This window comes from Alicyclobacillus kakegawensis NBRC 103104 (assembly GCF_001552655.1).
Lineage (GTDB): Bacteria > Bacillota > Bacilli > Alicyclobacillales > Alicyclobacillaceae > Alicyclobacillus_G > Alicyclobacillus_G kakegawensis.
Map to the genome: position 1 here is coordinate 1 of NZ_BCRP01000066.1, position 942 is coordinate 942.

A 942-nucleotide genomic window follows, 5' to 3' on the forward strand; every position below is an offset into this window, starting at 1 on the left:
TACACAGACAATTGTTCGCTGTCAGTAGCAACAATTTTCTCGAAAGCAGCCTTTTGTTATTCCGTCGCAGAAAACAGCATTTAAAGAGACGAAACTTAGCCTCCGTGGCCTACCGCGGTGTTTTTTCATGATCCTTAAGTACATTTGTCTGGGTGCCACTTCTGGCGGGGGCCTATATTTCCCTTTTCGGAACTAATGCAGTCGGGCCAGGTTTTCTAGAAAATCAGCGACAAGCTCAAGTGAGGACAAATCATAGCTCTTAAGTAGTTCAAGACCCTTCTTATCGAGTTCCAGATGATATTGTCGGTGCAACTCGGATAACTCTGCCCCCAAAGGCGTAAGAAAAAGGTGAATCTCTCGAAGGTTTGTCGGTCGTTGCTCTTTTCGGATCAAACCATAATCCAAAAGTTTTCGAATGACTTTAGATATCGCCCCTCTTGTCACATCCAATTCACGAGCTATATCTGTACCCTTAATGCCTTCGTTTTGACTAATGATCTCCAATGTATGAAGGCTTAACACGGATAATTTAGGGACCAGTCGTTTGAGATCGTCATTAGAGACATGCTCGTTTAACCATTTTTTGTCTGAATCATCGTCCAACTCTCTGTGGACAATAGAAAACAAAGACTTTTTTATTCTATCTTGGATTTTCTTTAAATCGTTGTCCATATCAGTCATCAAGGTACCTTCCTTTCTTTACATAGACTATAACATAAGTTTACGCGGAAACCATTTGACGCACGAAAATTTGTCTGTTAATATGGTTTCCGAGGAAACTGTTTCTGAGGAAACAAAAGGCGGAGGGATCTTCAATGAACGATGTCATTAGGACAATCAATAACCATAGATCGATAAGGAGATTCAAAAATGAATTGCTGACTCAAGAGCAAATTGAGATCATTGTTCGCGCTGCACAAATGGCTCCGACATCTGGGATCA

2 protein-coding genes are annotated in these 942 nt (G+C 41.2%); one reads left to right on the top strand and one right to left on the bottom strand.

Annotation, left to right across the window (positions count from 1 at the left end; all coding sequences use genetic code 11):
* Positions 1-192: 192 nt before the first annotated feature.
* A complete protein-coding gene (locus tag AK2_RS16250; protein ID WP_067937157.1) occupies positions 193-681 on the bottom strand; it encodes a MarR family transcriptional regulator in 489 nt (162 codons plus the stop codon).
* A gap of 134 nt (positions 682-815) precedes the next feature.
* Between AK2_RS16250 and AK2_RS17040 the strand changes: the two genes are divergently transcribed.
* On the top strand, positions 816-942 hold a 127-nt coding region (locus AK2_RS17040; protein ID WP_174521167.1), incomplete at its 3' end, for a nitroreductase family protein.